This is a genomic window from Sphingopyxis sp., assembly GCF_965279725.1.
Taxonomy (GTDB): domain Bacteria; phylum Pseudomonadota; class Alphaproteobacteria; order Sphingomonadales; family Sphingomonadaceae; genus Sphingopyxis.
The window spans coordinates 782,004-803,435 of the sequence record NZ_CBDIIL010000001.1 but is presented as its reverse complement, the minus strand read 5'-3'; the positions used below and the strand labels follow the sequence as shown (position 1 = coordinate 803,435).

Sequence of the window (21,432 nt, the reverse complement as noted above, 5' to 3'; positions counted from 1 at the left end):
ATCGTCGAGGCAGGCACCACAAGCCATCGCGCCGATAGCGGACAAAAAGAAAAGGCCCCGGCAATGCCGAGGCCCCTCTTTAGAATTCAAATCAGATTAAGCTTGCGCGCCGCCGTTACCGGAGCCGCCGCCGCCCATCCATCTCCAAAACCAACCCATAAGATATCTCCTGTCGGCACTGCCCACGAAGAACAGTTAACGGAGTATATACCATCTTTGGTAAGGTAAATCGAGTCTTAACCATAAAATTGCCACCAATCTGGCAGCTATCCCGTGCGGTTCTGCTGGGGGGCCGAAAGGGTTGCGGCGAGTTCTGAAAATAGCTGTGGTTTGCCAAGATGATAACCCTGCCCGACATCGCAGCCGAGGCCATTGAGCAGAGCCATGGTTTCGGCATCTTCAATGCCTTCGGCGACCGCAACCGCGCCCAGACGATGGGCTAGGTCAATGGTCGATTTCACCACTTCGAGGTTCCGCTGCGAATCGCGCATGGTCATCACGAATCGTTTGTCGATCTTGATTTCGTCGGCTTCGATTTCGGTCAGATATTCGAGGTTCGACTGGCCGGTGCCATAATCGTCGATCGACAGGCGAATGCCGGTGCGGCGGAGCTGGGCGAGCGTCTGGCGCGCCTGACGGCTATTTTCGATCTGCGCGGTTTCGGTGATCTCGATCGTGAGGGCTTCGGGCGGCAGATGATGTGCGGTCAACATGACGCGGATCGTGCCGACGAGGTCGCTGTGGTCGAGTAGCGTCGCCGACAGGTTGACTGACATGTTGATCCGATGGCCGCGCTCGTGAAGCTGCGCTGCCGAGCGGATCGCCTGGTCCATGACGAACAGAGTCAGGCGATAGATGTCCTGGCTCTTTTCGGCCTGAACGATGAACTCGTCGGGCGGGATCGGGCCGCGCGTCGGGTGCGTCCAGCGCGCGAGTGCCTCGACCCCGACCAGCGTGCCGGTCGCGATCGCATATTGCGGCTGGAACGCGACCCAAATGTCGCCCCCGGTCAGCGCATCCTCGAGCTGTGAATGGAAGGAGAGTTGCCAGCCGGCATCGTCCTTTTGCCGCGGAACATATTTGGTCCACAGCGCGCGGGTGCGGATCGCACGTTCGGCGGCAACGAGCGCGGCGGCAAGGCGCTGGGCGTTCGATCCCTCAAACTCGTCGTTGACCCCGAAGGCGATCGCGACGTCAACGCGCAATTCGCCGATCGTCAGCGGCGCGTTGAACAGCGCGGCGAGCCCGGCGAGCTGGCCTTCGATCTGGCTATGTTGGTAATAGGGCACGAGCCAGGCGAAGGTGCCGTCGAGATCGTGGTGGAGGATCGTGCCCTGTGACGCCAGTTGCAGGCGGCGGGTAACCTGTTCAACCAGCTTGCCGATGCCGTCGCCTGGGATGAATGCAGCGAGATCTTCAAAGTTGACGACCTTGGCAGCGACAACCGTCGCACTGCCGAATGATGCCTGCGAGCGCAGCGCTTCGAAATTCGGCAGCCCCGATACGGGGTTTTCGCGTTGCGCGGACGAACGGCGACGGGTGCGCGCGACGTTTGCGCTCATCGCCGCGATCAGGAAACATGCGGCGCCGACGTGGATGGTGACCAACGAAAGACTGCCTACCACCTTGACCACGATCAGCCCACCGGTGAGCGCGAGCGCCGACAAGCCGTGCCAGCGGCCGCGTTGCCACGCCAGCGCTGCAAGCATGGAGATGAAGGCGAAGGCAAGTGCGGGAAGCCAGCCAATATCTACCGGCTGGCCGCGCTTGAGCGCCTCGCCTGCAATGAGATGGATATAGGCGCCGTGGACCTTGTCGTGGCCGGGCAGATAATGCTGGTCGGGCAAGGTCGCCGACGCCGACGCAAAGATCACGTCCTTGCCGCGTAGCAGTTCCATGTCGAGTTTACCCGACATGACATCGATCGCGCTATATTGGGTGATCGTGTCTGGGTCGTAGGACAGATCGAGGGCAAATTGGCCTGGCGGGTCGAGCGGGCGGTTCGCAAGTAGCGACGCAAAGCTCGGGACAATACGACCTTCGGCCCGCACTGCCAGTGGCACTTTCCACACCTGCCAAAATTCATATTCCCAACCGATAAAGCCGATCTTTGCCTTTGGTCCGAGACGGGCATCTGGCCATTGTGGCTTGCTGGCGTCATTGCCAGTGAAACTGGCCGACGGCACGGCAAGTACTATGCGATCGCCCATCTGGCGCACCGCCGCGGCAAATTTCGGAAAATCCCGTTCCTTCGTCCGCCGCTCGTAAGAAAAGTCGACAAAAAGGCGCTTCGCCGGGGAGGCGTCGATGGCGCGCACCAGTTGCATATGGCGCTTGATGTCGAAATCCTGATTGCCGATGGCTTGTAGTGTTTTGTCGTCGAGTGCGACAATGACCGTCTCACCCGATACGGCGCGGGCAGCAAGGCGGCTGGTCGCCATAGAGATCATCCGATCGGGCAACTCGCCCGCGCCGCTGACCCCCACCAAGACGCTGAGCAACAGCGCCAGGGCGATCGTGCGCCAGCTGATGATCAGACTTTTGACCGGAATGGGCACGCACGTCTCCAGCAATTGCCGGTCGTGCCTAGGCTCAGATGGTTATCATCGCGTTAATCATGAACAAATTCTTGCCATCGGCCACGCGCCGAAACGCCGCTTGAATCCTCCTGTTTCAGGCGAATTTCGGCAGAGGCGCCAGCGCCGCGTCGCCCGCCAGCGCCGATGGCGCCAGCCCGGTCGCCGCAGGGACGATCTGCGCAAGGTAAAAGCGCGTCGAAGCGATCTTTGCTTCGAGAAACTCGCGGTCGCCACTGCCTTCGTCGAGTGCCGCCTTTGCCGCCTGATGTTGCAGCGCCATCAACCAGCCGCACGTCGCCGTCGCGAGCATGGTGAGGTAAGGATAGCTGCCCGCGAGCCGATCGCCCGTGTTCGCGGCGACCATCCAGTCGGTGACCGCGCGGCAGGCGTCGGCGAGCTGCTGAAGTTCGGGAAATTCCCCCGCCCCGTGCGCGATGTCGTCGATCAGGCCGCGGACAAGGTCGCCGCCCGCCATGCCGAGCTTGCGCCCAACCAGATCGGCGGCCTGGATGCCGTTGGTACCTTCGTAGATCGGGGCGATGCGCGCGTCGCGATAATGCTGCGCGGCGCCGGTTTCCTCGATGAAACCCATGCCGCCATGGACCTGGATACCGAGGCTCGCGACCTCGCAGCCGATGTCGGTCGCATGCGCCTTGACCAGCGGGATCAGGATTTCAGCGCGCAGCGCGGCACCTTCGTCGCCCAATTTGCCGAAATCGGTCTGCGCCGCGGCATAATAGGTCAGCGCGCGCGCCGCCTCGGTCTGCGCGCGCATCCGCCATAGCATGCGGCGGACGTCGGGGTGCTGATCGATGGTGACGGGATTGCGGTCGGTGCCGCCCGCGAGCGCCGACTGGACGCGCTCGGCGGCAAAGCGCTGTGCCTGCTGGGTTGCGCGTTCGGCGATCTGGACGCCTTGGCAGCCGACCATCAGCCGCGCGTTGTTCATCATCACGAACATCGCGCGCATGCCGCCCATTTCGGCGCCGACGATTTCGCCGAGGCAATCCTCGTCCTCGCCATAGATCATCACCGCGGTCGGCGAGCCGTGGATGCCCAGCTTGTGCTCGATCGACGCGCAGCGCACGCCGTTCGAATGCGCGGGCTTGCCCTCGGCGTCGAGGCGATATTTGGGCACGAGGAACAGCGAAATGCCGCGCGTTCCTTCGGGCGCGCCGGGGGTGCGCGCGAGGACGAGGTGGACGATATTGTCGGTAAGGTCATGCTCGCCGAAGGTGATGTAGATTTTTTGCCCCTTAACCTTGTAGAGCCCGGCGTGCTCGCCCTCCGTCACGCGTTCGGCCGTCGAGCGCAGCGCGCCGACGTCGCTGCCCGCGGCGGGCTCGGTCAGGTTCATCGTGCCGTTCCATGCGCCCGAAACGAGGTTGGGGAGCCAGGTCTGGCGTTGCTCTTCGGTGCCATAGGCCATCAGCGCGTGGATCGCGCCGGGGGTCAGGATGTTGCACAGGGTGAATCCCATGTCGGCGCTGCCGAGCGCCTCGATGATCACCGTCGCGAGGGTGAAAGGCAGGCCCTGGCCGCCATATTCGGTGGGGCCGTCGATGCTGCCCCAGCCGGCGTCGACGAACTGTTGATACGCTTCCTTGAATCCGGGGGGCATGGTGACTTTGCCGTCTTCCCATTTGGGGTTCTGGACGTCGCCGACGCGGTTGAGCGGGGCATATACTTCGGCGGCAAATTCGCCGATGCCGGTGACGATCGCCTCGACCATGTCGGGGGTCGCGGCGGCGAATTTGTCGTGCGCCGCCATCGCGTCGATGCGCGCGATATGGTCGAGAACGAAGAGTTGTTCGGTGGTCGGCGGCGTGTAGGTCATCTCGTCCCCGCTTTTGCTGGCGATTCTGTGCTCGGCGCGGCTATAGCGCGGCATGGCGACGGGTCAAACGAACGAGAACATGGCGACCGAGCTACGGCCGTTTAACACGGATGCGATAGCGCGCGCCGCGGCGCTGGTCGCGGCGGGCCAGCCGGTCGCGGCGCCGACTGAAACGGTGTACGGTCTCGCCGCCGATGCCCGCAACCCCGATGCTGTCGCGCGCATCTATGCTGCCAAGGGACGCCCCGATTTCAATCCGCTGATCGTGCATGTGGCCGATCTGGCGGCGGCGGAACAGCTGGGTGCGTTCGGCGCGGTTGAGCGCGCGTTGGCGGCGCGGTTCTGGCCGGGGCCGCTGACCTTGGTGGTGCCGCGCGGCGCCGACTGCCCGGTCGCGAGCATTGCGACGGCGGGGCTCGATACGATTGCGCTGCGGGTGCCGGGGCATCGCGCGATGCAGGCGCTGCTGGCGGCGACCGGCGCTCCGCTGGCGGCGCCGAGCGCCAACGCGAGCGGGGGGGTGAGCCCGACGAAGGCCGAGCATGTGCTGGCGACGCTCGATGGGCGGATCGCGCTGGTGATCGACGATGGTCCCTGCATGGCGGGGGTGGAGTCAACGATTGCGCGGGTGCGGGACGGCGCGGTGGAGGTGCTGCGACCCGGGCCGGTGACGGCGGATATGCTGGGCGAGGCGAGCGGCTTGCCCGTGATCGGGGTGACGGGATCGGACATCGTCGCGCCGGGGATGCTGGCGAGCCATTATGCGCCGGGCAAGCCGGTTCGGCTGGGGGCGGTGGATTTTGCGGACGACGAGTTCGGGATCGGGTTTGGCGCCGTTCGCGGCGATTACCAGATGAGCGAAGCGGGCGATCTGACTGAGGCGGCGGCGCGCCTGTTCGATGCGCTGCATGCAGGGGCGGCGAGTGCGAAGGCGAAGATTGCGGTTGCGAGGATTCCCGCTGAGGGGTTGGGTGCGGCGATCAACGACAGATTGAGTAGGGCGGCGGTCTAGCTTCTCCCCTCCCGCTTGCGGGAGGGGTCGGGGGTGGGCGAGCGACGTCGCGAATGCCCACCCCGCTGCGACTAGCGAACAAGTTCGCAAGTCTCGCTGCCCCTCCTGCAAGCGGGAGGGGGGAGGCTAAGCCGCCGCCGGTTCGATCGGGTCGAGCTGCGGGGTCTTCCGCGCCACAATCAAGCAGCCGACGACGATCAGCACCGCGCCGGCGATCGTCGGCCAGGTCACGGCTTCGTCGAAGAACATCCAGCCGAACAGCATCGCCCACAGGAAGCCGGTATATTCGGTGGTCGCCAGGATCTGCGCCTCGGCGCGGGCATAGGCCCAGCTGAGCAGGAGCAGCGATGTTACCGCGAGGAAGGCGGCGCCGAGCAGGTGCGGGACGTGGCCGCTGCCCGGGACCGCGAGGAACCACGGCGCGCCGACGGCAAGGATCAGCGCGACAAAACCGTTCTGGAAAAAGGCGATTTCCATCGGCTCGGCCATCTTCGCCTGCCGCCGCGCGAGGATGAGGTTATAGGCGTAGAGCAGCGCCGATCCGACAACCGCGGCGACCGCCCACAAGGCTTCGGGGGCATAGTCGCCGCGGCCGAGCTTGCCCGCGACGATGACGAGCACCCCGGCAATGCCGAGCACCGACGCGACGATCGAGCGCGGGCCGATCTTCTCGCCCAGGAAGATGGCCGCCATGTAGAGCGTCGCGAGTGGCGCGATGAAGGCGATCGCGATCGCTTCGGCCATCGGTAGCCGTGCCAGCGCCCAGAAAAAACTGACCGCCATGCCCGCGACGAACAGCGAGCGGACCGCGTGGATGCGCAGCGTCGCACGGTCGGGCATCGCCGGGCGTGACGCGAAATAGAGCAGGCCGCTGAGGATCGTTCCCGCCCCGGTGCGCCACAGCACCGCGTTATATGCGCCGATGTCGATCGACAGCCCCTTCATCAGCACGTCCATCGCCGAAAATGTCGCGATGCCCGCGCAGGCGATCAGGAAGGGGATGACGGGGGAGGGTGAGTCGGGGCGCATGGGTGGGGCTGTAGCGGAGAATATCCAATTCGGTAACGCGTCGGCTTGCATGGCCCCGATAGCCCATGTAACACCGTATCATGGGCTATCGGGGCATTCTTCATATCACGCTGCTGATGCTGGTCATCGGCGGAGCTTCTCTTTTCTGGCTTGCGCCGAAGGATCCGTTCAGCCCAGCCGAGACGGTGCTGTTCGATGGGCTGGATCAGCTCGTTTCCAAACGCAACCCGAGCCCTGCTGACTTCGTTGACGCCTTTAGCCTGCCCGCTGAATGTCGATCCGGCGACTGCTACATTGAAAGATGGCCCAAACCTGCCTTGGGCAATCCCCGTGTCCGTCTGAGCCAGGAAGTGGGAGGCAGTATCTTCGAGATCGCACTCAATCGAGTTTGCGTTCGCACCGATCGGGTTACCGTGAAATATCGTGGCGGCAAGATCAAAAGCCTCTGCGACCATGGACCCTGCCCCCAATATGCCGTTTGGAGCGACTGGGGCATGATGGCGTTTGATTGGCCCCGAAAGTCGTCGAATTGTGTCGGCGATGTCGTCATCAACACCGGCCGATTGTTTCGTGATAGTGCACCCTAACGAAACGTCGCCATTCCCGCGCCGTCGATATTGAGTTTCTGGCCCGAGCAATAGCTGTTCGCATCGCTGACGAACCACACCACCGCGGCAGCGACGTCGGCGGGGACGGCGACGCGGCCGAAGGGCATTTTGGCGGCGAGATGCTGGATGTCGTCCTGACCGGTGATCGCGCGCGACAGTTTTTCGCCCATGTCGCTGACGGTCAGCGCGGGGGCGACGATGTTGACGCGGACGCCGTTTGCCAGCTCTTCCTTGGCCAGCGCATAGGCCAGCGCCTCGCCCGCCGCCTTGGCCATCGTGTAGGGCGCGCCGTTCGGCGAGTGGGTGTAGGTCGCGATGCTGGAGATGACGATGATGTCGCTGCGCTTGTGGGTGCGCAGTTGCGGCAGCGCGAGGCGGCTGAGGCGGTGTGGGCCGCCGGCGTGGACGGCGAACAGTTTGTCGACTTCCTCGGGGCTGGTGTCGGCGACTGCGCGACCGCGACTGGCGATCCCGGCGTTGTTGATCAGGATCGACATCGGCCCGAAATCGGCTTCAACCGCGGCGACCATTGCGGCGCAGGCGGCTTCGTCGGCGACCGACGCCTGATAGGCTTTCGCCTTGCGGCCCAGGGCGGTGATCGCGGCGACGGTTTCGGCGGCCTCCTGTTCGCCGCGGGTGTAGTTGACTGCCACATCGGCACCGGCTTCGGCCAGGCCGATCGCGATGCCGCGGCCGATGCCGCGCGAGGCGCCGGTGACGAGCGCGGTGCGGCCCGTGAGGCTCATCTCCGTCATCAAATTTCCCCTATCAGTTCGTTATAGATATCGTCGTCGCTGCGGCTTGCGGCGTTGCGCCATTTCGGCGCCGCTTTGCGGTTGAGCACCTGGCCATCGGCATCGACGATTGCGATGGTCGGGGTGCCCTTGATCTTCTTGAAGCCGAAGCGTTTCGGCACCTCGGGATTGCGCCCCCAGCCGCGCACATGCGGCATGCCGATGTCGGCATAGACGATTTCGTAGCGGCGGCGGACGGGGGCGAAGCGGTCGGTGGCAAGGAGGTTGGCGAACCACGCGCTGTCGTGGCAGCCGCCGGTGCCCATGACGAGCAGGACGCGCTTGCCCGACGTCTTTGCCGCAGCGAGTGCGGCGTCGATCGCGAGCATCGGGTCGGCGACGAAGGCGTCGCTTTTGTAGGCGTCTTCGATGCCGGGAAGGGTGCGCGGGGCTATGCCGTCAGCGGCCAGCGTTGGCGTTATCAGAAGCAGCGAAGCGGCGAGGGCGACGGAGAAATTGCGGATCATCGGAGTACGATAGCAGCGAGGTCCAAGCGGGCAAGGTTTTGCATGACGTTTCCGTCAACGTCAGTTAGCCTTCGCTGCATGAGCTGGAAAAAAGAGACCGAAGAACTCGCCGCGCGGCGTGCGATGGCCGAGAAGATGGGCGGCGAAGAAAAGGTCGCGCGCCAGCACAGCCGCGGCAAGATGGACGCGCGGGCGCGGCTCGCCGGGATCGTTGATGCGGGCAGCTTTCGCGAGATCGGCAAGATCGCCGGGCGCGGCACGTATGGTCCCGACGGCGAGCTGGAAGATCTCGCCGCGAGCAATTTCATCTTTGGCCGCGCGAATATCGACGGGCGGCCGGTGGTCGCTTCGGCTGACGATTTCACGGTGCGCGGCGGCGCTGCCGATGCGGCGCTGCATCGCAAGTTCGTCCAGTGCGAGGCGATGGCGCATGAATATCGCCTGCCGCTGATCCGCATGATCGACGGCACCGGTGGCGGCGGGTCGGTGAAGACGCTGGAGGATATGGGCTATACCTATATCCCACACGTCCCGGGCTGGCATGAGATTATCGCCAATCTCGATACGGTGCCGGTTGTGGCATTGGCCTTGGGACCAACCGCCGGACTGGGCGCGGCGCGGGTGGTGGCGAGCCACTATAGCGTCATGGTGCGCGGGCTGTCGCAGCTGTTCGCGGCGGGGCCGGCGGTCGCTGCGGCGATCGGCGATACGCTGGACCGCGAGGAATTGGGCGGCACCGATGTGCATACGCGCAATGGGGTGGTCGATGATGAAGTCGCCAGCGAGGCCGAAGCGTTCGCGGCGGCGCGGCGGTTCCTGTCGTACCTGCCGTCGTCGATTCATGATCGGGCGTTGCGGACCGAATGCCGCGATCCGATCGACCGGCGCGAGGAGAGCCTGTTGTCGGCGGTGCCGCGTGAGGCGAAGCAGGTCTATGCGATGCGGCGCGTATGCGACGCGGTGTTCGACCGGGACAGCTTTTTCGAGATGGGCGCGCGTTGGGGGCGGGCGGTGATCACGGCGTTCGCGCGATTGGACGGCTATCCGGTCGCGGTGCTGGCAAGCGATCCGTCGTATCTGGGCGGGTCGTGGGACGCGAAGACGAGCGAAAAGGCTGAGCGGTTCGTCAAGCTGGCCGACCAGTTCCGGCTGCCGATCGTCCACCTTGTCGACAATCCGGGCTTCATGATCGGCGGCGAGGCCGAGCGGACCGGGACGATCCGGTACGGGGTGCAGGCGATGAACGCGATTTATCGCGCGACGGTACCGCTGGCGTCGGTGGTGGTGCGGCGGGCTTACGGTATCGCGGGCAGCGCGATGTCGAACGCCGAGCGATTCCAGTATCGTTTTGCCTGGCCGTCGGGTGACTGGGGCAGCCTGCCGATCGAGGGCGGGGTCGAGGTGGCGTACAAGAGCGAGCTGGAAGCCGCGGAGGATCCCGCGGCGCATCTGGCGGCGATCCGCGAGCGATTGAACCGGGTGCGCTCGCCGTTCCGGACGGCGGAGAAATTCGGGGTCGAGGACATCATCGACCCGCGCGACACGCGGCCTTTGCTGTGCGAATTTGCCGAACTGGCGTGGCGGGTGGTGAAATAGACGGCCCCATCAAATTCGTGATTGCGAGGAGAGCGGCGACGACGCAATCTCCAGCCAACGTCATGACGTTCCGGTGACTGGGGATTGCTTCGCTACGCTCGCAATGACGATGGGGGAGTAAGGCATGACCGCGCAACGCCACTACGGCATGGACTGGCTGCGGATCGGGGCGTTTGCGCTGCTGATCCTCTATCACATCGGCATGTATTTCGTGCCGTGGGACTGGCATGTGAAAATCGCCCAGCCGCTCGACTGGGTGGCTATCCCGATGCTGGCGACCAATAGCTGGCGGCTGGCGTTGCTTTTTCTTGTGTCGGGTTATGCGAGCGCGGCGCTGTTTGCGAAACTGGGTGGGAGCAGCGCTTTTGCCCGATCGCGCAGCGCGCGGCTGCTGATCCCGCTGCTGTTCGGGATGATCGTCATCATCCCGCCGCAACCGTGGATCGAACTGGTCGGCCAGCATGGCTATCCCCACGGCTTCGGCCATTTCTGGCTTCACGATTATTTCGGCTTTCACAAGCTGGCGGGCATCGACCTGCCGACGTGGCAGCATTTGTGGTTCGTCGTGTACCTGTGGTTCTATACGATGCTGGCGGCGCTGCTACTCGCGGTTGGGCCGGTAGCGGTACGCGCGAAGATCGCTGACGGTGCGGCGCGGCTGCTGAACGGCTGGGGCTTGCTGATCTGGCCGCTTGCGGTCTGGCTGCTGATCTATGCGCTGTTCCCCGATCATGACGAGACGCATGCCTTGTTCAACGATGGGCCGACGCATCTCCATTATCTGACCGCCTTTTTCGTCGGCTGGCTGCTGCGCGTGCGGCCCGCGCTATTCGAAGCGGTCGCGCGTTGGTGGAAGGTCGCGGCGGTGCTGGCGGTGATCGCCTTCGTCCCGATCTTTTGGGTCGAATGGACCTGGCCCGGCGATACCATCGCCCCCGATTGGGTGTTCCTGCCGTACCATGTCGCGCGGCAGGTCAATGGCTGGATGGCGATCGTCGCGCTGGTCGGGATCGCGGATACCTGGTGGAACCACGACCATCCGCGGCGCGCGATGCTCGCCGAGGCGGTGTTCCCCTTTTACATCATCCACCAGACGATCATCGTCGTCGTCGGCTGGTATCTGCGGCAAGGTCAGGTTGGGGCGTTGCCGTCCTTCCTGATCCTAGTCGCGGCGACAATATTGGGATGCTGGCTTTTCTATGCGATCGGGCGCACCATCGGCTGGCTTCGCCCGCTGATCGGGTTGCAGCGCAAATAGGGGGAGATCATCATGGGTGCATTAAAGGGAATTCTCGCGATCGTCGGGGTTGCGATGATATTGGTCGGCGGCCTGTGGGCGTTGCAGGGGCTCGACATCGTGCGCTGGCCGGCGAGCAGCTTCATGCTGGGCGACACGAGCTGGACGCGCAACGGCGTGGTGCTCGCAGTGGTCGGCATTTTCCTGGTCTGGTTCGCGCGAAAGCGCTGAGCGAAATACTCAGCTAAGGTCGGCAAGGCCGGTCAGCGCGTCGCCGTCGACGCGCATCACCGTCCATTCGTCCATCAGTCTGGCGCCCAGGCTTTGATAGAAACCGATTGCCGGGGCATTCCAGTCGAGTACGCTCCATTCGAGACGGGCGCAGTCGCGTGTCGTGCACAGCTTTGCAAGATGCGCGAGCAGCGCCTTGCCGAGTCCCGATCCGCGTGCGTCGGGGTGCACGAACAGGTCTTCGAGATAGATGCCGGGACGCCCCTCAAACGTCGAAAAATTGTGGAAGAAGAGCGCGAATCCTTTGGGCGTTCCGTCCAGCTCGCCGATCACCACCTCGGCATAGGGGCGCGGCCCGAACAGCTTTTCGCCGAGTGTTGCTTCGTCAAAGCGTATTTCGTGAGCAAGCTTTTCATACTCGGCAAGGTCGCGGATGAACTGCGCGATCAAGGGCAGGTCGGCGGAGGCGGCGGGGCGGATCGAGATTGTCATGGTCGCGTCGTGTCGCGTGGCAGCGCGGCTGTCAAATCCGCTTTCGCATGAAGAGAATGGTTAGCGCCGCGATGACGAGGGCGGGTTGACCGATCACCACAGGGGCGTCGGCCCAAAAGGTGGCGGGGCCGCAGATGCCGGCGGCGACCTCGTAGATGTGGAGCGCGCCGTGTAAGGCCAGCCACAGTCCGCCGACAATCGCGGCGCGCCAGCGGCGAACGGGGTTGGCGGCGGCATAGAGCAGGATCAATCCCGATCCGGCGTAGGCCAGCCCGATATCGCGAATGAAATGCGCGTTGGGCGGGCCGGTGGTGACGACGGTTGGAATGAAGACATACCAGTCGAGCGGCTTGACCAGCATGAAGATGCCGTTGGCGATCGCGACCACCGCTGCGACGAGCAGCAGCAGCTGAACCAACCGGCCCAGAGCGTCATATTTGCTCGGCATCCCTGCGTCCCCTCGATTGTCGGGGCGGTGACTATTTTTTGATCCCCGCCGCTTCTTCCAGTTCGACCAGCGCGTCCTCCAGATAATCGATCAGGCGCTGGACATGCGGTACGCTGCGCCGGCACGCCGTAATGCCGAAATCGATATTCTTGTTGTTCGACACCTGCGTGATGTTCATCGCCATGCCGTCGACCGGGATGCTCGCGGGGTACATGCCGTCAAGCCGCGCGCCGTTCCAGTAGAGCTGTTCGCGCGGGCCGGGGACGTTCGAGATGGTGACGCTGTAGGCCGGGAATTTGTCGGCGGTGCGGGTCAGCGCGGTCAGCATCTGTGGCATCTGGGTGATCGCGGTGTAGATCTGGATCTGCTGCGCGGTCATTTCGCGCAGCTGCGCCTTGGCGGCGTTCATCGACGCCTGGATCGTGCGCATGCGCTCGGCCGGATCGTCGATATGGGTCGCCAGATTGGCGGTGACCGCGGCGACCGAGTTGCCCGAATCGATGTCGTCCTTGGCGCGGATTGACACCGGCGCCATGGCTTTCAGCGGCTTGTCGGGCAGCTCGTTCAGCGATTGCAGATATTTGCGCATCGCCCCCGAACACATCGCGAGCACCGCATCGTTGATCGTCCCGTCATACGCCTTGCCCATCGCGCGCACGCGTTCGAGCGACCAGCTTTGCGCCACGAAGCGCCGGGCGCCGGTGATGTTGCGGTTGAAGCTGGTGCGCGGCAATCCGCCCCATGGCGTCGCCAGATCGCCGCCGCCCAGCCCGAACATCGCCGCGGCATATTGGTTGAGCGCCTTGGTTACCCCGACGCTGTTGCCCCATTGCTCCTTCAGGAAGGCGCCAATCGCTTTGAGGTCGGTAAGGCTGGGGGTCGGCGGCTTTTTTGCAGTCGGGAATTTGCGCTTATAGGCCTCATAGACGTCGACCGACATCGGCGACGCCGTGGGCTTGAAATTCTTGTCGTTGCTCAGCATCGCGTTGGTAAAATGCATCGAGCTGGCACCGTCCATGAAGGCGTGGTGGATCTTGAAATAGGTCGCGATCTGGCGGTTGGGCAGGCCGGAGATCAGGGTGATTTCCCACATTGGACGGGTGCGGTCGAGCAAGGTGCCGTGGAGGCGCGAGGCGAGTTCGAACATCTCGCGGTACCGTCCCGGCTTGGGCAATGCGGCGGCCCGGACATGGTAATGCATGTCGATGTCCTTATCGGGGACCAGCCGGATCGGGCCGTACTGGCCGAGCGGCGTGAGCTTGAGGACCTCGCTGAACGGCCGACGCAGTCCTTCCTGCTGGCGCAGCAGCGCGAGCATCTCGTTCAGCCATTCGGTTTCGTCGACCTTGTCGGGCAGGGTGTAGAGATTGACCCCGCCGACATGCATCGGCGTCTCGCGCGTTTCGGCGACGAGAAACATCGCGTCGGTCACCGGCATCAGCCGCATGGCAGCTCTCCCCACTGTTTTGCTGCGTTTATTGTGGGCAGCATGACAGGGGCGGTGGGCGAGTCAAGCGAGGGAGCCCGTGCTATCCCAATCGTCCTTCGCCGCGATGACGAAGAGGGGGTGATTGCCTCCCCCAAAGGGAGAGGCTAGCAGCGCGTGATGGCCAAGCTCTATTTCTACTATGCCAGCATGAACGCCGGCAAATCGACGACGCTGCTCCAGGCGGATTTCAACTATCGCGAGCGCGGCATGGAAACGATGCTGTGGACCGCGGCGCTCGACGACCGGTACGGCGCAGGACAGGTGACGAGCCGGATCGGGCTGATCGCCGAGGCGCATAAATTCGATCCCGACAGCGACCTGTGGGCGGCGGTCAACGCCGAAAATGCCAAGCGCCCGCTCGCTTGCGTGCTCGTCGACGAAGCGCAGTTCCTGACGCGGGCGCAGGTGCTCGACCTCGCGCGGCTCGCCGACGAGACCGGCATCCCGGTGCTCTGCTATGGCCTGCGCACCGATTTTTCGGCCGAGCTGTTCCCCGGATCGGCGGCGCTGCTCGGCATCGCCGACGCGCTCGTCGAGCTGAAAGCCGTGTGCGAATGCGGGCGCAAGGCGACGATGAACTTGCGCGTCGACAAAAGCGGCCGCGCGGTGGTCGAGGGCGCGCAGACCGAGATTGGTGGCAACGACCGCTATGTCGCAATGTGCCGGCGGCATTTCATGGCGAAACGGCGCGAAGCGGCCGAAGCCCTCGCCCATGCTTGACCGGCTCTATGTCGAGCTCGCGGACGGCAACCTGAGGCTCGTCAAGCTGACCGAAGCGCATCGCGAGGCGCTGCGCGTGGTTTGCGCTGCGGACGGGGACATCTGGACGATCTATTCGTCGAGCTTTGGTCCCGGTCATTTCGACCAGAGCTTTGGCGCGCTGATCGGCGGGGGAGGCCGGATGCCCTATGCGATCTTCGACGGCGAGACACTGGTGGGGATGACCGCATGGCTCCGCCCTGATTTGGCAGCGCAGACGGTCGAGATCGGCAATAGTTTCATTCACCCGGACGCACGCGGTACGGGGTTCAACAGGCTTTTGAAGCGGCTGATGATCGAACATGCCTTTGCGGTCGGCATCCGCCGCGTCGAGTTCCGCATCGACGAGCGCAATGCGCGCAGCCAGGCGGCGGTTGCAAAATTTGGCGCGGTCAAAGAGGGCGTGCTGCGCGCCGAGCGCGTCACCTGGACGGGCTATACACGCGACACCGGGCTGTGGTCGTTGCTGACGGGCGATTGGGCTGACCAGCAGGCGCGCGTCCGCTGAACGGCTGGATCATCCTCGATAAACCTTTGGGTCTGGGCTCGACGCAGGCAGTCGGCGCGGTTAAACGGGTGTGCCGCGAGGCGGGGCTGGGCAAGGTCAAGGTCGGCCACGGCGGGACGCTCGATCCGCTGGCGTCGGGGGTGCTGCCGATCGCGCTCGGCGAGGCAACGAAGCTGTGCGGGCGGATGCTCGACGCGAGTAAGATATACGCGTTTACGATCGCGTTCGGTACGCAAACCGACGGTCTGGATGCCGAGGGCGAGGTGGTTGCGAGCAGCGATGTGCGACCGACGCTGGCGGATATCGCGGCTGTGCTGCCGCGCTTTACCGGGCCGATCGAGCAGGTGCCGCCGGCTTATTCTGCGATCAAGATCGACGGCCAGCGGGCTTATGACTTGGCGCGCAGGGGTGAAGTGGTTGAGATGAAGGCGCGGAGTGTGACGGTGCATTCGCTGTCGATCCTCCCCGAAACGGGGAGGGGGACCAACGAAGCTGGTGGAGGGGCACCCTCGGCGGAGTGTGCCCTCGAAACCTTGCGCAAGCCTCCTGTGCCCCTCCACCATCCTGCGGATGGTCCCCCTCCCCGTGCCGGGGAGGATCTGGATTCGGTCACCCTCATCGCCCACGTCTCCAAAGGCACCTATATCCGCTCGCTTGCCCGCGACATTGCGCAGGCGGTCGGCACCGTCGGCCATGTGACTATGCTCCGGCGCACCAAGGCTGGTCCCTTCACCCTCGATCACGCGATTTCGCTGGACAAATTGAACGCATTCGGTCAAGGGGCCGCCCAATCAGAAGTAATTCTGCCGCTCGAGGCAGGGCTGGTCGACATCCCGGCTCTGAACCTTTCCCCGGAAGCGGCAGGGGCGATCCGTCAGGGTCGTGTCTGGACCGGGGTAGCTACGGATGACGGGCTCTATTGGGGACGGGACGGTGACAATCGTCCGATCGCCCTGATCGAGGCTTTGGCGGGAACGCTGAAGGTTTTGCGCGGCTTCAATCTTTAAGCACGATGTTCGAAGGAAAAATGCATGTCGATTACGGCAGAACGCAAGACCGAAGTTATCACCGACAATGCCCGCAGCAAGGGCGATACCGGTTCGCCGGAAGTGCAGGTCGCAATCCTGACCGACCGCATCAATAACCTGACCGGTCATTTCAAGGCGAACCACAAGGACAATCACAGCCGCCGCGGGCTACTGATGATGGTCAACAAGCGCCGCAGCCTTCTCGACTATCTGAAAAAGAAAGACGAAGGCCGTTATCAGGCGCTGATCGCGAAGCTGGGTCTTCGCAAGTAAGAATTTCTGGCGGCCCCGGGTTTCCGGGGCCGCTGTCATATTGGTCGTCCGCATATTTGCACGACCACAGGGCCGCCCCGCATTCGGCGGGGCCGCCATTGGGGCCACAGACGCCCCGCACCGCCCCGGGTCGGATTACCCGGAACTAGAGGCCCCGCCCGGCATCGGGCCCGGCGGGCGAAGGAAACTCCATGTTTGACGTGAAAAAAGTATCGATCGAGTGGGGCGGTGAAACGCTGACCCTCGAAACGGGCAAGGTTGCCCGTCAAGCCGACGGCGCGGTTGTCGCGACGCTGGGCGAAACGATGGTGCTGTGCGCCGTGACCGCTGCCAAGACGGTCAAGGAAGGGCAGGACTTCTTCCCCCTGACTGTCCATTATCAGGAAAAATATTCGGGCGCAGGCCGCATCCCCGGCGGCTTCTTCAAGCGCGAGCGCGGCGCGACCGAAAAGGAAACCCTGGTTTCGCGTTTGACCGATCGTCCGATCCGTCCGCTGTTCCCCGAAGGTTTCTACAACGAGATCAACGTCATTGCCCAGGTTCTGAGCTATGACGGCCATAACGAGCCTGACGTGCTGGCGATGGTCGCTGCGTCGGCTGCGCTCACCATCTCGGGCGTGCCGTTCATGGGTCCGATCGGCGCCGCGCGCGTCGGTTATATCGATGGCGAATATATCCTGAACCCGACCGATGCGCAGGTTGCCGAAGGCGACCTCGATCTGGTCGTCGCCGCCACTTACGACGCGGTGATGATGGTCGAATCCGAAGCAAACGAGCTGTCGGAAGAGATCATGCTCGGCGCCGTGCTGTTCGCGCACGATGCGTGTAAGGATGTCGTCAAGGCGATCGTGAAGCTGGCCGAACAGGCTGCCAAGGATCCCTGGGACATGGCCGAGCAGAGCGACCTGACCGCCGCCAAGGACAAGCTGAAGAAGCTGATCGGCAAGGATATTGCCGCCGCTTACAAGCTGACCGACAAATCGGCCCGCTCGAACGCGCTGAACGTCGCGCGTGCTGCGGGCAAGGCCGCTTTCGCCGATGCATCCGGGCAGGACCAGATGGCCGCCGGCAAGCTGGTCAAGAAGCTCGAAGCCGAAATCGTTCGCGGCGCCATCCTCAAGGACGGCAAGCGCATCGACGGACGCACGACGACGCAGATTCGTCCCATCCTTGCCGAAACGCACTTCCTGCCCCGCGCGCACGGCTCGGCGCTGTTCACGCGCGGCGAGACGCAGACGATCGCAACCTGTACCCTTGGCACCAAGGACAGCGAGCAGATGATCGACGGCCTGAATGGCCTCAGCTACTCGAACTTCATGCTGCACTATAACTTCCCGCCCTATTCGGTCGGTGAAGTTGGCCGCTTCGGGGCGCCCAGCCGCCGCGACATCGGTCATGGCAAGCTGGCATGGCGTGCGCTGCACGCGGTGCTGCCGACGAAGGACGAGTTCCCGTACACGATCCGCATCACCAGCGACATCACCGAGTCGAACGGCTCGTCGTCGATGGCGTCGGTTTGCGGCGGTTCACTGGCGATGATGGATGCCGGTGTGCCGTTGAAGCGTCCGGTTTCGGGCATCGCGATGGGCCTGATCCTCGAAGGCAAGGATTTCGCGATCCTGTCGGACATCCTGGGCGATGAAGATCACCTCGGCGACATGGATTTCAAGGTTGCGGGTACGTCCGAAGGCATCACCACGATGCAGATGGACATCAAGATCGCGGGCATCACGCGCGAGATCTTTGAAGCCGCTCTGAACCAGGCCAAGGAAGGCCGCGCGCACATCCTGGGCGAAATGGCCAAGGCGCTGGGCGAAGCCCGCACCGAGCTGTCCGATTATGCGCCGCGTATCGAAACGATGCAGATCGACAAGGCGAAGATCCGCGACATCATCGGCACCGGCGGCAAGGTGATCCGCGAGATCGTCGCGACCACCGGCGCCAAGGTCGACATCGACGACGAAGGTCTGATCAAGATTTCGTCGAGCGATCCGGCCCAGATCGAAGCCGCACGCAAGTGGATTTCGGGCATCGTCGAAGAAGCCGAAGTCGGCAAGATCTATGACGGCAAGGTCGTCAATCTCGTCGATTTCGGGGCGTTCGTGAATTTCATGGGCGGCAAGGACGGTCTTGTCCACGTCAGCGAAATCGCCAATGAGCGCGTCGAAAAGGTCGCCGACGTTCTGGCCGAAGGTCAGGAAGTCAAGGTCAAGGTGCTCGAGATCGACCAGCGCGGCAAGGTTCGCCTGTCGATGCGCGTCGTCAATCAGGAAACCGGCGAAGAGCTGGAAGACACCCGCCCGCCGCGTGAAGGCGGCGACCGTGGTCCGCGCGGCCCGCGCCGTGATGGCGGCGGCGGCGATCGTGGCCCGCGCGGCGACGGCGCAGGTCGTGGCGACCGTGGTCCGCGCCGCGATGGCGGCGGTGATCGTGGCCCGCGCCGTGACGGCGGTGCCGGTGGCGATCGCGGCCCGCGCCGCGAACGCAACGAAGGTCCGGAAGACCAAGGCCATGTGCCCGACTTCCTGAAGGACTAAGCCTTCGCGTTAGAAAATAGGAAAAGGGGCTGCCGAGAGGCGGCCCCTTTTTTTGTTGCTGTGCGGTCGCAAACGCGGTGCCAGCACTTGGTGTCCTAAATCACCACGACCTCAGTGTCCGTTCGTGTCGAACGGGACGTTGGGATCAGATTATAAGCCCGTCGCGCTATCTGCGCGACGCGGCGCTTTTTTCGCGGATCGCTTTGAACTCGCTGCCCACTTTCCAGTCGGGCCAGCGCGCCGAGCGCGCCAGCTCGTCGCCGATGGTGTAGAACAGCGAAATATCCTGCACCGCGCCGTCGAGGTTCCAGCTTTCGTCCCAGGCGTCGCACGCCTGATGATAGCATTTGCCGGTATAAGCATCGACCCACGCCTGTCCGGCGGGTTTGCCGCCGTTGACGAGGTCGGAGGCGCCGGCGATGCCCATCATCAGCAGCACAGGCACGCCGCGTTTGGCCATGCTGAAATGGTCGGCGCGGTAGAAGAGGCCGCGTTCGGGGAGGCTCTCCACGGAGACGGTGCGGCCTTGGGCCGCAGCAATGCGCGCTAGGTCGTCTTCGAGACTGCCCTGTCCCTTGCCGACCAGGACGACGTCCTTTGCCTTTCCGGCGGTCTGGAGGATGTCGAGACCGAAGTTGGCGACGGTCTTTTCGACCGGGAAGATCGGATTGGCGGCATAGGCTTCGGAACCCAGCAGTCCGCGTTCTTCGGCGGTCCAGAAGGCGAAGACGATGCTGCGGTCGGGTGGCGGTGCGGCCTTGAAGCCGCGGGCAATTTCGAACAGTCCCGCGACCCCGAGCGCGTCGTCGTTGGCACCGGCGCGATAGATGCGCCCCGCCTCGTCGGGCGCGCCTTCACCATAGGCATCCCAATGGGCGCCATACATCACGACCTCGTCGGGGCGTTTGGCACCGGGGATTTTCGCGAGGACGTTCTGGCTTTGCACGACCGCCTGCGTCACCGGGATCGCGGCGTTGAAGCTGGTGCCGAGATCGACGGGTTTGAAATCCTTGCGCCGCGCGGCGACGCGCAGCTTGGCGAGATCCTGTCCGGCGTTTGCAAACAGGCTGGTCGCGGTTTCGCCCGAGATCCAGCCTTGCAGTGCGAGGCTCGTCACCTTCTCGGGCGGCACGACGAGGCCGTAATTTTCGCCGCCGCCGCTTTTGACGACGTTCCAGCCATAGCCGACGCCGTCGGTGTCGTGGACGATCAGCGCCGCAACCGCGCCGCGCCGCGACGCTTCCTCGAATTTGTAGGTCCAGCGACCGTAATAGGTCATCGTCCGCCCGCCGAACTTGCCGAAAGCATCTTCGCCCTTGGCGGCGACGAAATCGGGATCGTTGATCAGAAAGACCGCGACCTTGCCCTTCAGATCCTGCCCCTTGAAATCGTCCCAGCCGCGTTCGGCGGCGGTGACGCCATAGCCGACGAAAACCATCGGGGCATTGTCGACAACCGCCCGATCCTTTGGCTGGAGCGTCGACACATAGATGTCGGTGCCAGAGGCCAGCGGTGTGACCACGCCCTTGCGTCCGAACGCGAGCGTCGTCGCTGTCCCGAGCCGCGTGTGCAGCAACGGCACCGGCTGGGTCCAGCCGCCGTCCACGCCCGCGGGTTCGAGCCCGAGCGCCTGAAGCCGACCGATCAGATAGCCGACCGTGCGTTCCTCGCCGATCGTGCCGGGCGCGCGGCCCTGAAACTGGTCGGACGCGAGAGTGCGCACGGTCTGGGCGAGGTTCGCGGCGTCAATGCCCGATGGCGCAGCGGGCGCGGTTTGCGCTGCGGCCGGGGCCGCGAGCGCGGCAAGAACGAAGGCGGTGAGGGCAAGGCGGATCGACATGAGACAAGGGGTTCCCGTTTTTTGGTTTGGGATAGCCTAGAGCGTTTCCGGTTTCGATTGAAGCGCCCAGAGCGTCGGCTGACAGACCCCTGCGCTTTCGTTGTTCCGGCTTTCGCTGGGACACCGAAGTTATGACTTGCCGGAAGCGTTGATTTGCGCCGATCCGTCAATTGGAATCCGGCTGACTTGCCCCCGATATGGGCCATGCTGGGTGCTGATAATCCCGCAGGCTGCCGTTTAATGCGATGGGCGCCGAATGCCCGTTCAGCGCCGTTCACCTTTTAGAATGCGATCTCGCTGGGCGCATTGGAAAGAAAATCTACCGATCGGGGGTGCACGCGAAAGCGGACGTATCGGTCCCATCGACTTCGATCGTGAAGCTGGGCAGCCTGAAAGAACTTATCCCGGTGACCGCCAAACCGGCAGCAGACAGTAGGAGAGAGTTGGCGCAACAATTATAATTGGGGTTGGGGGCATATTGATGGCTCGTTCGACACGCGGCGAAGCCGCCAAGCGACCGAATATGAGGTCGACAGACAGAATCGTTCATCTTGGACTTATTAATTTATTAACAAATCTATTATGTATTTATTAATAGCTTCATAAGCGTCGCTGGATTGCATTCGTTTCATCGCATTTCCGATGAAAAAGGGCAATTCAAACTGGCC

General features: G+C 63.7%; 19 protein-coding genes. 10 read left to right on the top strand and 9 right to left on the bottom strand.

The window, feature by feature from the left end; genetic code table 11:
* Positions 1-266: 266 nt before the first annotated feature.
* Both ACQY6T_RS03740 and ACQY6T_RS03735 read right to left on the bottom strand, forming a co-directional pair.
* Entirely contained in the window at positions 267-2,558 is a 2,292-nt protein-coding gene (locus tag ACQY6T_RS03740; RefSeq protein WP_428628546.1) for an EAL domain-containing protein, read from the bottom strand.
* Positions 2,559-2,673: 115 nt separating this feature from the next.
* Entirely contained in the window at positions 2,674-4,416 is a 1,743-nt protein-coding gene (locus ACQY6T_RS03735; RefSeq protein ID WP_428628839.1) for an acyl-CoA dehydrogenase, read from the bottom strand.
* A 52-nt stretch (positions 4,417-4,468) separates the two neighbouring features.
* Between ACQY6T_RS03735 and ACQY6T_RS03730 the strand changes: the two genes are divergently transcribed.
* On the top strand, positions 4,469-5,428 hold the full coding sequence (locus ACQY6T_RS03730) for an L-threonylcarbamoyladenylate synthase (RefSeq protein WP_428628543.1): 960 nt from the start codon (positions 4,469-4,471) through the stop codon (positions 5,426-5,428).
* A 126-nt stretch (positions 5,429-5,554) separates the two neighbouring features.
* On the opposite strand, the gene ACQY6T_RS03725 is transcribed toward ACQY6T_RS03730, so the two are convergent.
* Positions 5,555-6,457 carry a DMT family transporter gene (locus ACQY6T_RS03725; protein WP_428628541.1) on the bottom strand — a complete coding sequence of 301 codons (903 nt, stop codon included), beginning with the start codon at positions 6,455-6,457 and terminating at the stop codon, positions 5,555-5,557.
* 80 nt (positions 6,458-6,537) lie between these two features.
* Between ACQY6T_RS03725 and ACQY6T_RS03720 the strand changes: the two genes are divergently transcribed.
* The gene (locus ACQY6T_RS03720) at positions 6,538-7,044 is read left to right on the top strand and encodes a hypothetical protein (protein ID WP_428628539.1); all 507 of its coding nucleotides are present in this window, start codon (positions 6,538-6,540) and stop codon (positions 7,042-7,044) included.
* Here ACQY6T_RS03720 and ACQY6T_RS03715 read toward each other — a convergent pair.
* Positions 7,041-7,820: an SDR family NAD(P)-dependent oxidoreductase gene (locus ACQY6T_RS03715; RefSeq protein ID WP_428628537.1), complete on the bottom strand. Its 780-nt coding sequence runs from the start codon at positions 7,818-7,820 to the stop codon at positions 7,041-7,043. The two genes, ACQY6T_RS03720 and ACQY6T_RS03715, sit on opposite strands and share 4 nt — an antisense overlap.
* Complete coding sequence (locus ACQY6T_RS03710; RefSeq protein WP_428628535.1) at positions 7,820-8,326, bottom strand: thioredoxin family protein; 507 nt, start codon at positions 8,324-8,326, stop codon at positions 7,820-7,822. The genes ACQY6T_RS03715 and ACQY6T_RS03710 overlap by 1 nt, the downstream gene beginning before the upstream one ends.
* Before the next feature lie 78 nt (positions 8,327-8,404).
* On the opposite strand from ACQY6T_RS03710, the gene ACQY6T_RS03705 reads away from it, so the two are divergent.
* From ACQY6T_RS03705 to ACQY6T_RS03695, 3 genes are all read left to right on the top strand, one after another.
* Entirely contained in the window at positions 8,405-9,922 is a 1,518-nt protein-coding gene (locus ACQY6T_RS03705; RefSeq protein WP_428628532.1) for an acyl-CoA carboxylase subunit beta, read from the top strand.
* A gap of 124 nt (positions 9,923-10,046) precedes the next feature.
* The gene (locus tag ACQY6T_RS03700; RefSeq protein WP_428628530.1) at positions 10,047-11,180 is read left to right on the top strand and encodes an acyltransferase family protein; all 1,134 of its coding nucleotides are present in this window, start codon (positions 10,047-10,049) and stop codon (positions 11,178-11,180) included.
* Positions 11,181-11,192: 12 nt separating this feature from the next.
* On the top strand, positions 11,193-11,390 hold the full coding sequence (locus tag ACQY6T_RS03695; protein WP_428628528.1) for a hypothetical protein: 198 nt from the start codon (positions 11,193-11,195) through the stop codon (positions 11,388-11,390).
* 9 nt (positions 11,391-11,399) lie between these two features.
* Here the strand turns inward: ACQY6T_RS03695 and ACQY6T_RS03690 are convergent, their stop codons facing one another.
* From ACQY6T_RS03690 to ACQY6T_RS03680, 3 genes are read right to left on the bottom strand one after another with little or no spacing between them, the layout of a single operon-like run.
* Positions 11,400-11,882, bottom strand: a complete 483-nt coding sequence (locus tag ACQY6T_RS03690; RefSeq protein WP_428628526.1) for an N-acetyltransferase family protein — start codon at positions 11,880-11,882, stop codon at positions 11,400-11,402.
* 31 nt (positions 11,883-11,913) lie between these two features.
* Entirely contained in the window at positions 11,914-12,330 is a 417-nt protein-coding gene (locus tag ACQY6T_RS03685) for a hypothetical protein (RefSeq protein ID WP_428628524.1), read from the bottom strand.
* 31 nt (positions 12,331-12,361) lie between these two features.
* Positions 12,362-13,777: a WS/DGAT/MGAT family O-acyltransferase gene (locus ACQY6T_RS03680; RefSeq protein WP_428628523.1), complete on the bottom strand. Its 1,416-nt coding sequence runs from the start codon at positions 13,775-13,777 to the stop codon at positions 12,362-12,364.
* Positions 13,778-13,936: 159 nt separating this feature from the next.
* Between ACQY6T_RS03680 and ACQY6T_RS03675 the strand changes: the two genes are divergently transcribed.
* From ACQY6T_RS03675 to pnp, 5 genes are all read left to right on the top strand, one after another.
* Entirely contained in the window at positions 13,937-14,539 is a 603-nt protein-coding gene (locus tag ACQY6T_RS03675) for a thymidine kinase (RefSeq protein ID WP_428628520.1), read from the top strand.
* Complete coding sequence (locus tag ACQY6T_RS03670; RefSeq protein WP_428628518.1) at positions 14,532-15,086, top strand: GNAT family N-acetyltransferase; 555 nt, start codon at positions 14,532-14,534, stop codon at positions 15,084-15,086. The genes ACQY6T_RS03675 and ACQY6T_RS03670 overlap by 8 nt, the downstream gene beginning before the upstream one ends.
* Entirely contained in the window at positions 15,083-16,093 is a 1,011-nt protein-coding gene (gene truB / locus ACQY6T_RS03665) for a tRNA pseudouridine(55) synthase TruB (RefSeq protein ID WP_428628836.1), read from the top strand. Before ACQY6T_RS03670 ends, truB begins: the two co-directional genes overlap by 4 nt.
* Before the next feature lie 24 nt (positions 16,094-16,117).
* Positions 16,118-16,387, top strand: coding sequence for a 30S ribosomal protein S15 (rpsO, locus tag ACQY6T_RS03660; RefSeq protein WP_428628517.1), 270 nt, complete (start codon positions 16,118-16,120; stop codon positions 16,385-16,387).
* Positions 16,388-16,578: 191 nt separating this feature from the next.
* A complete protein-coding gene (pnp, locus tag ACQY6T_RS03655; protein WP_428628515.1) occupies positions 16,579-18,924 on the top strand; it encodes a polyribonucleotide nucleotidyltransferase in 2,346 nt (781 codons plus the stop codon).
* Between the two features lie 166 nt (positions 18,925-19,090).
* Here pnp and ACQY6T_RS03650 read toward each other — a convergent pair whose 3' ends face one another.
* On the bottom strand, positions 19,091-20,764 hold the full coding sequence (locus ACQY6T_RS03650; RefSeq protein WP_428628512.1) for a M20/M25/M40 family metallo-hydrolase: 1,674 nt from the start codon (positions 20,762-20,764) through the stop codon (positions 19,091-19,093).
* Positions 20,765-21,432 lie beyond the last annotated feature (668 nt).